9 protein-coding genes and 1 riboswitch are annotated in these 8034 nt (G+C 68.7%); of the genes, 2 read left to right on the top strand and 7 right to left on the bottom strand.

Annotated elements, in window-relative coordinates:
- The first annotated feature begins 147 nt into the window (after window positions 1-147).
- Window positions 148-302, top strand: a riboswitch (FMN riboswitch).
- Between the two features lie 107 nt (window positions 303-409).
- The gene (locus ACE3TU_RS15680) at window positions 410-1393 is read left to right on the top strand and encodes a DMT family transporter (protein WP_374625831.1); all 984 of its coding nucleotides are present in this window, start codon (window positions 410-412) and stop codon (window positions 1391-1393) included.
- Window positions 1394-1441: 48 nt separating this feature from the next.
- Here the strand turns inward: ACE3TU_RS15680 and ACE3TU_RS15675 are convergent, their stop codons facing one another.
- Complete coding sequence (locus tag ACE3TU_RS15675) at window positions 1442-1903, bottom strand: cupin domain-containing protein (protein WP_374625829.1); 462 nt, start codon at window positions 1901-1903, stop codon at window positions 1442-1444.
- 1 nt (window position 1904) lies between these two features.
- On the bottom strand, window positions 1905-3020 hold the full coding sequence (locus ACE3TU_RS15670; RefSeq protein WP_374625827.1) for a Gfo/Idh/MocA family protein: 1116 nt from the start codon (window positions 3018-3020) through the stop codon (window positions 1905-1907).
- Window positions 3021-3337: 317 nt separating this feature from the next.
- Between ACE3TU_RS15670 and ACE3TU_RS15665 the strand changes: the two genes are divergently transcribed.
- Window positions 3338-4180: a MurR/RpiR family transcriptional regulator gene (locus ACE3TU_RS15665; protein ID WP_374625825.1), complete on the top strand. Its 843-nt coding sequence runs from the start codon at window positions 3338-3340 to the stop codon at window positions 4178-4180.
- A 27-nt stretch (window positions 4181-4207) separates the two neighbouring features.
- Here the strand turns inward: ACE3TU_RS15665 and ACE3TU_RS15660 are convergent, their stop codons facing one another.
- The 5 genes from ACE3TU_RS15660 to ACE3TU_RS15640 all read right to left on the bottom strand — a co-directional run.
- On the bottom strand, window positions 4208-5035 hold the full coding sequence (locus tag ACE3TU_RS15660) for an SDR family oxidoreductase (RefSeq protein WP_374625823.1): 828 nt from the start codon (window positions 5033-5035) through the stop codon (window positions 4208-4210).
- A 138-nt stretch (window positions 5036-5173) separates the two neighbouring features.
- Window positions 5174-5968, bottom strand: a complete 795-nt coding sequence (iolB, locus tag ACE3TU_RS15655) for a 5-deoxy-glucuronate isomerase (protein ID WP_374625821.1) — start codon at window positions 5966-5968, stop codon at window positions 5174-5176.
- Window positions 5949-6182, bottom strand: coding sequence for a hypothetical protein (locus tag ACE3TU_RS15650; RefSeq protein ID WP_374625818.1), 234 nt, complete (start codon window positions 6180-6182; stop codon window positions 5949-5951). Before ACE3TU_RS15650 ends, iolB begins: the two co-directional genes overlap by 20 nt.
- 10 nt (window positions 6183-6192) lie before the next feature.
- Window positions 6193-7107, bottom strand: a complete 915-nt coding sequence (gene iolE, locus ACE3TU_RS15645) for a myo-inosose-2 dehydratase (protein ID WP_374625833.1) — start codon at window positions 7105-7107, stop codon at window positions 6193-6195.
- Between the two features lie 78 nt (window positions 7108-7185).
- Window positions 7186-8034: thiamine pyrophosphate-dependent enzyme (locus ACE3TU_RS15640; RefSeq protein WP_374625816.1), on the bottom strand; the 849-nt coding region annotated here is incomplete at its 5' end.

The raw sequence follows: 8034 nt of genomic DNA, 5'->3' as shown, positions 1-8034 counted from the left end.
GCGCCGTGCCGCGCACCATGAACCGGTATTAGCGATAATACAAGCCGGCATCCGGCGCCGGGAGGGTCGGCCCCGGTTTCAAGGCTGTACCTGCTTGCGCCGCCCCGGAGCGGCGACTATGTGTGTGGGGTCGGTCCGCTCGGGCCGGCGCGTTCTCAGGGCGGGGTGCAATTCCCCACCGGCGGTAGATGGGAGCCTCTTCTCCCAAAGCCCGCGAGCGCCTCCGGGACTGTCCCGGAGGGTCAGCAGATCCGGTGCGATTCCGGAGCCGACGGTCACAGTCCGGATGAAAGAGAACGGGATCAGCGCTGGCGTGCCGGCGCCGGCCGCCATTGAGGCGGGCGGCGGGCAATTGCCGGCATTCGATCTCCGTAACCCTGGGGAAACTGGTTACGGAAAGGATCGTTCGATGAGCCAGGTTTCCTCGTCTTCCCAGCCCAGCCACGCCGCCAGTGGCGCCGTGTTCATGCTGGTCGCCAGCCTCGCCTTTGCGGGCAGCAACCTGCTGCAGTCGCTGCTGCCCACCCCGGTGCAGTATGGCGGCTTCGGCATGAGTTCGACCGGCATGGCGTTCTGGCAATATGTCATTGCCGCCATCCTCAGCCTGCCGCTGATCCTCAGGATCGGCCTCGACAAGCTGCACACAAGGCACCCGGTCGCGCACGAGGTGCGGGCCTTCGTGTCGGCGCTCGGCGTCCACGTCTTCGTCTATGGCTTCGCCACCGGCGTGCCGATCTGGCAGATGGTGACGCTGCTCGCCACCGGGCCGCTGTTCATCATCGTCGGCACGACGCTGTTTCTCGGCGAACGCGCCTCGGCGGCCCGCATCGGGGCGGCACTGGCGGGCTTTGCCGGTGCCATCATCGTCTCCGGCGTCGGCAGCGAGAGCCTCGGCTGGTCGACGCTGATCCCGGTTGCGGCGGCTGCCCTGTGGGCGACGACCGACGTGCTGACCCGCTATCTTGCCCGCCAGGGGGAGAGCCCCGAGACCCTGACCATCTCGCTGCTGGCGCTGGTGACGCCCAACCACCTGCTCATCCTGCTGGCGGTCTGGGGACTGGGAGAGGTGACGCCCGGCCTGCTGCCGGCCGGACTGACCGACAATGTCTTTGCCCTGCCCTCGGGGACCGGGCTGTGGCTGCTGGTCCTGCTCGGGGCGCTCACGGCCGCGGCGCAGTACCTGCTGGCCTTCGCCTACAAGCAGGCGGATGCGGCCTATCTGCAGCCCTTCGCCGACGTGAAGGTGCCGCTGAGCGGCCTGCTCGGCTGGATCCTGCTCGGGCAGGCGCCCAGCATCTTATTCTGGCCGGGCGCCGCGCTGATCGTTGCCGCCTCGGCCTTCATCTACTGGGTGGAAGCGGGCAACCGGCCGACGCGCCTCGCCGCTGCCTGAGCCATGCGCCTGTCGGCCGCCCCTTCCGGCAGGGGTGGCCGCGGTCGCCTATGGTTCCGGATAGGGCGTTCCGTCCTTGTGGCGCCACACGCCGTCGGCGTTGGCGCTCTCGAGGTCGATGTCGGCACAGGTCGTCAGGTCCTCGGGGTGCCGGGAGCCGACCTCAAGGTAGACCGCGACGGCGTCGGAGCGGTTGCGCAGGTGGTGGCCGTTGCCGGTGCCCTTGCCAAAGGCCGCGCAGTCTCCGGCGCGCAGGATCGTCTCGCCGCCATCCTCGACGAGCACCACCTCGCCGGCCAGGATGTAGACGAACTCGTCCTCGTGGGAGTGCCAGTGCCGCTGGCTCGACCAGTTGCCCGGCGGCAGATGCATGAGGTTGACCCCGAAATCGGTGAGCCCGCCGGCATCGCCGAGCCGCTGCCGGGTACGGGCCGCGCAGGGCGCGTCGAAGGGCGCCGGATAGCCCGAGCCCAGTCGCTTTGGCACGCGATCGATATCGATTCTCGGCATGTCAGATCTCCACCCAGCGGCCTTCGCGATGGCTCTGCGCCATGGCATGCACGGCCCGCTCGATGTCCAGCCCCCCGTCGAAGTCGACGATCTGCGCGTCCCTCTCGCCGCCGATGGCCCGCAGCAGCTCGTGGCACTCGATGATCTTGAGGTCGTTGAAGCCCAGCCCGTGCCCGGGTGCCGGAATGAAGCGATCGTAGGGCTCGTGCACCGGGGCCGTCAGCACCGTGCGGAACCCCTGCTCGGTCGGGCGGTCGCTGGCGGTGTAGAGCTGGAACTCGTTGAAGCGCTCCTGGTCATAGGCGATGGTGCCGCGCGACCCGAAGATCTGCATGGCGATGCGGCCCTTGCGGCCCCAGGCCGAACGGTTGAGCGCCATGACGCCCGAGGCGCCGCCGCGCAGCTCGAGGAGCACCGAGGCGATGTCCCAGGTTTCCACCCGGCGACGTCCACCGGCGCGGTCGGGGCGATCGGCATAGGGCATGCTGAGTTGCGCCATCACTCGCGCCACGCCGCCGAAGAGGAACTGCATCAGGCTCAGCGGATGCACCCCGAAATCGTCGAGCGCGCCGTAGCCGGAGCTGGCCTCGCTCTTCCAGTAGAAGAGGGCCTCGGGATCGGCCATGAAGTCCTCGTCCATCTCGAAGCGGACGTGGTTGACCTCGCCGATGGTCCCCTCGCTGAGCAGGGTACGGATATGCCGGATCACCGGATTCTGGATGTAGTTGTAGCCGAGCGCCGTCACCCGTCCGGAGGCGCGGGCTGCCGCGGCCATGCGCTCGGCATCGCCGAGCGCCACGGCCATCGGCTTTTCGCACCAGACGTGCTTGCCCGCCTCCAGCGCCGCGATGGCCATCTCGGCGTGGAAGGCATTCGGTGTGGTGACGGAAACGACCTCGACCTCGGGGTCGGCGATCAGGGCGCGCCAGTCGCCGGTCGACCGCTCGAAGCCGAACTCGTCGGCCCGGCGCGCCGCCAGCTCCGCCGACACTTCGGCAAGGTGAACGAGGCGCGGGCGCGGGCCGTCGCCGAAGACCGGCCTGACGCCGTTCCAGGCGAGGGCGTGCGCCTTGCCCATATAGCCCGTGCCGATCAGGCCGACGCCGATGCTGGTCATGCTCGAAACATCCCTCTCACGCTCTTGCCCCGATCGGCCCTCGGCCGATCCAGCCTCCGCCGGCGGGGAGAGCAGCGAGGGGATGGCCGATGCCTCGGTGCTCTTCTTCCAGCCGGGGAGGTGGCGCGGAGCGCCGGACGGGGGTTCGACGCATCCTAGCCGGGAAGACGGCCGGAGCCCAGAGCCCCCGGGCGCTGTGACGCGTCGAGCGTGTGGGAGGTCCACGGGGGGTGGAAAAGCCGGACTCCTTCCCGCCGACCCATGGACTTCGCAGCTCCGATCCGGAATCTGGTGCCTCAAAGGAGTCTGCCGCCGCCATGGCCGAGGAGGACATCAAGAGCGAACGCGCCCCCCGCGACTTCGCAGCATTGCGGTCGCTGATCGTGGCGCGTGCGTCGAGCCTGCCGCGCCGGCTGACCCAGGTGGCGAGCTACGCCCTCGAGAACCCCGACGAGATCGCCTTCGGCACGGCCGCCAGCGTCGCCCAGGAGTCCGGCGTGCAGCCCTCCACCCTGGTGCGCTTCTCGCAGGCACTCGGCTATGAGGGCTTTTCCGACCTCCAGGACGTGTTCCGCTCGCGGCTGCGCGACAAGGTGCCCAGCTACGAGGAGCGGCTGCGGCAGCTGCGCGAGCACGGCATTGGGGCCAGCAAGACCGGGCTGCTGCTCGAGGGCTTCGCCGAGACGGCGGAGCGCTCGGTGCGCGAACTGCGCCTGAAGATCGACCACGAGGTGCTCGACCAGGCCGTCGATATCCTCGCCAGGGCGGAGACGGTGTACCTCGTGGGGTTGCGGCGTTCGTTCCCGATCACCTCCTACATGGCCTACGCGATGGGCAAGCTCGGCGTGCGCAACGTCCTCGTCGACGGGATCGCCGGGCTCGGGGCCGAGCAGATCGGCTTCATCGGTCCCGGCGATGCGGTGCTCGCGATCAGCTTCACCCCCTATGCCAGCGAAACCGTGTCGCTGGCGCACGCGGCCAAGGCACGGCGGGCGCCGATGGTGTCGATCACCGATTCGATCTTCTCGCCGATCGCCCCGATCGCCGACGCCTGGCTGGAGATCGTCGAGGCCGATTTCGAGGGGTTCCGCTCGATGGCGGCGACCCTGGCGCTGGCCATGACGCTGACGGTTGCCGTCGCCGAGCGGCGCGGCAAGTAGGCGCGGCAGGCAGGGCGCGTCGCCGGCTCAGTCCTTGCCGGGGTAGCCGGAAAAGCCACCGCCATGCGCGCCGAACACGGTCTGCTCGTAGTCGATCACCGAACCGGTCATCGGCGCCGATTCGGCGCTGGCGAGGAAGCAGACGAGGCGCGCGACGTCGTCGGCCTTGATCAGTTTGCCGAAGGGGCGCTGCGCCTCGGCCTGCTCCAGCCAGTCGTCGGCGGCATCGTGGAAGGTCTTGAGGGTCACGTGTTCGCCGGGCGTGTCGACCCAGCCGAGCAGGATGCCGTTGACCCGGATGCGCTGCAGGTTGGTGGCGTTGGCGGTGTTCTTGGTGAGCGTGGTCAAGGCGCCCTTGGAGGCGCTGTAGGCGGCCAGGTTGGGCGAGCCGACATGGGCATTGACCGAAAGGATGTTGACGATGGCGCCCTCGATGCGCTCGCGCTGCATCACCCGGATGGTATCCTGCATGAGGAAGAACGGCGCCCGGACGTTGATGGCGAACATCCGATCGAACAGGGCCTGGTCGGTATCGAGGATGGTGCCGCGATCGGTGAGCCCGGCAATGTTGGCAAGGATGTCGATCCGACCGAAGGCGGCGTCGGCGGCCGGCACGACCCGTGCCACCTGGGCATGGTCGGCGAGGTCGGCGGCGACGAACTGGGTGCGGGTTCCGAGGTCGTTGAGCGCGCGGGCCACGGCCTCGCCCTTTTCCACCTGGCGGTCGACCAGCACGATGCCGGCCGCGCCGCGCGCCGCGAGAAGGCGCGCCGTCGCTTCGCCGATCCCCTGCGCGCCTCCCGTGACCACGGCGACCTTGCCGGCGACGGAGGAGGCGGAATAGGCGTCGGACATGGCGGGGACTCGGGCGTTCGGTGGGCGGCGCGACACTAGGGGCAAGCCGGCCATTCGCCAAGGGGCATCGTGGCGGTGCCTGCGCTCCGATCGGCGCCGGAAAGAGCGAGGGGGCCGCCGGCTTCGCCTCGTTCGGGCCTAAGCCAGCATCCACTCGTGCTCGGGGGCGTTGTGGAACTTCCACGTCCGCTTCGGCCCGGCCATGACGTTGAGGTAGTAGATGTCGTAGCCGGCCACCGCCGCCACCGGATGATAGCCGCGCGGCACCAGCACCACGTCGCCGTCCTCGATCAGCATGGTCTCGTCGAGCGAGCGGTCGTCGGTGTAGACGCGCTGGAAGCCGAAACCCTGCGGCTTCGAAAACCGATGATAATAGGTCTCCTCGAGCAGGCTCTGCCGCGGCAGGTCGTCCTCGTCGTGCCGGTGCGGCGGGTAGCTGGAGGTGTGGCCGCCGGGGGTGATCACCTCCACCACGAGAAGCGAATCGGCCGGCGCGGTCTCGGGCAGAATGTTTGTCGGATAGCGGGTATTGGTGCCCTTGCCGCGGGTCAGGCGCTCGGTGTCCGCCGGCCCGATGAGCCGTGGCGGCCGGGCGCCGCGCACCCCTGGCGCACTGCATACGGCCACGTCCAGCGCCGTCAGCGCCTCGATGTGCCAGCGGGCGCCGGCCGGCGCGTAGACGGCGTGCGGCGGGCCCTCGAACGGGCTCATCCGCTCGCCGGCGAGGAAGGTCTGGCCGTCGACGTCGATCCGGGCGCGGCCGGAGACGAGCACGATGCACACCTCGCGATCGTCGACTCCACCCTGCGCCACGTCGCCGGCATTGGGCAGCCTGTGCAGGTCGAACCCGACATGACCCCAGCCGGCGCTGGCCGGCGTCACGTGGTGCACATGGCCGCTCGGTGCCGCCGGCCTAATCCTTAGGTTTGCCATTGCCGGCCTTCTCGAGTTCGGTCTCGAAATTGATGAAGAAGGTCCAGATGCCGTAGGCCAGCATCGCTGCCGTGGCGAGGCCCCAGAACTGGTCGTGGTTGAACAGCCACTCCCAGCCGCACCAGAGGGCGATCACCGCGATGACGATCACCCGCCGCCAGAGCGGCCGGAACCACTCGAGGGTGAACAGCCCGACCTTCTTTTCTTCGCTCACGCCATGCCTCTCAGCTCCGGAACCCCTGGGTCTCGACAGTATAGCCCGCTGCCGTCATCACCCGCATCAGTTCCTTGTAGCCGACCTCAGCCATCCTGAGCGGTGGATTCGTCCTCGGATCCTGCTCGGCCTCGACTACGAACCAGCCCTCGTAGCCATGGTCGGCGAAGCGCTTGACGATGGCGCCGAAATCGAGCGAACCGTCACCCGGCACGGTGAAGGCGCCCAGCGCCACCGCGTCGAGAAAGCTCTGCCGCGTCCGATCCAGCGCGTCGACCACCGACCGGCGGATATCCTTGACGTGCACATGCTTGATCCGGGCATGGTGGCGATCGATGGCCCTCAGCACATCGCCGCCGGCGAAGGCGAGATGGCCGGCATCGAGCAGCAGCGGAATGCCCGGGCCGGAGGCCGCCATGAAGGCATCGAGCTCGGGCTCGGTCTCGACCACCGCCGCCATGTGATGGTGATAGGCGAGCGGCATCCCCTGTTCGGCGCACCATTCGCCGAAGGCGGTGACCTTTTTCGCATAGGCTTTCATCTCGTCGTCGGAAAGCCGCGGCTTGGTGCTCAGCGGCCTGGTGCGGTCGCCCTGGATCGAGCGGCCGACCTCGCCGTAGACGATGCAAGGGGCGTTCACCGCCTTGAACAGCTCGATCATCGGAGAAATGCGGTCCTGGTTGGCGGCGAGCTCCTCGTCGACCAGCGTGCCCGAGAACCAGCCGCCGCACAGGGTCACGTCCGCCGCCCTGAGGATGGGCAGCATCACCGCCGGATCATCGGGGAAGCGCCGCCCCTTCTCCATGCCGGTGAAGCCGGCCGAGCGCGATTGCCGGAGGCACTCCTCGAGCGACACGTCGTCGCTCAGTTCCTTGAGGTCGTCGTTCCACCACGCAATGGGGGACATGCCCAGTTTGGCTTTCAGCATTCTTGCTCCATGTCGGCAGTCGGCAATCGAAAAAGCAGGTCGGCTCACGACTGCCGACTGCCGATTGCCGCGTTCCTACAACCGCTGCCCCTTCAGCGCCTCTTCATATTCCCTGCGCGCCGCGTTCACCGTCGGCCGCACCGAGACTTCCGGCACCGCCACGTCCCACCAGTGCCCGCCGGCCTCGGTCGAGATCAAGGGGTCGGTATCGATCACCAGCACCGTGGTGCGCTCGATCGACGCGGCCTCGCCGAGCGCCGTCTCGAGTTCCCCCACCGAGGAGACCTTGCGGCTCCAGGCCCCCATCGCGGCAGCGTGCTGGGCGAAGTCGATCTCCGGCAGCACCTCGTGCTGGGTATCCTTCAGAAGGTTGTTGAAGTTCGCCCCGCCGGTCGCCATCTGCAGCCGGTTGATGCAGCCGAAGCCGCGATTGTCGAGCACCACGATGGTGAGCTTTCTGCCCAGCATCACCGAGGTGGCGATCTCGGAGTTCATCATCATGTAGCTGCCGTCGCCCAGCATCACCACCACGTCGTGGTCGGGCTTGGCCAGCTTGACCCCGAGGCCTCCGGCGATCTCGTAGCCCATGGTCGAGTAGCCGTATTCCATGTGGTAGCTGCCCGGCGCGCCCGCCGGCCAGAGCTTGTGAAGTTCGCCCGGCAGCCCGCCCGAGGCGCAGACCAGCGTCACCCCCGAACCCCTCGCCCGCGCCACCGCACCGATCACCTGCGCATCGGAGGGCAGCTGGTTGGTCGGGTCGGTCACCGCCTTGGCGGCCGCGAGCCAGCGCGTCTTGGCCGCCGTCGCCGTCTCGACCCAGCCCCTGGGGCTGCGCCAGGCGCCCAGCCCGGCCGAGAGCAGCTCGAGTCCGACCCTCGCGTCGGCGACGAGCGGCAGCGCCCGATGCTTGCCGGCGTCGAACGC

The organism is Devosia sp., from assembly GCF_041917035.1.
Classification (GTDB): domain Bacteria; phylum Pseudomonadota; class Alphaproteobacteria; order Rhizobiales; family Devosiaceae; genus Devosia_A.
The sequence above is the reverse complement of the archived record's forward strand: the minus strand, read 5'-3'. Positions and strand labels throughout refer to the sequence as shown.

What these genes read in the sequence shown, in the direction of transcription:
- ACE3TU_RS15680 (WP_374625831.1), top strand. Translation starts at nt 410, where the DNA reads ATGAGCCAGGTTTCCTCGTCTTCCCAGCCCAGCCACGCCGCCAGTGGC.
- ACE3TU_RS15675 (WP_374625829.1), bottom strand. Translation starts at nt 1,903, where the DNA reads ATGCCGAGAATCGATATCGATCGCGTGCCAAAGCGACTGGGCTCGGGC.
- ACE3TU_RS15670 (WP_374625827.1), bottom strand. Translation starts at nt 3,020, where the DNA reads ATGACCAGCATCGGCGTCGGCCTGATCGGCACGGGCTATATGGGCAAG.
- ACE3TU_RS15665 (WP_374625825.1), top strand. Translation starts at nt 3,338, where the DNA reads ATGGCCGAGGAGGACATCAAGAGCGAACGCGCCCCCCGCGACTTCGCA.
- ACE3TU_RS15660 (WP_374625823.1), bottom strand. Translation starts at nt 5,035, where the DNA reads ATGTCCGACGCCTATTCCGCCTCCTCCGTCGCCGGCAAGGTCGCCGTG.
- iolB (WP_374625821.1), bottom strand. Translation starts at nt 5,968, where the DNA reads ATGGCAAACCTAAGGATTAGGCCGGCGGCACCGAGCGGCCATGTGCAC.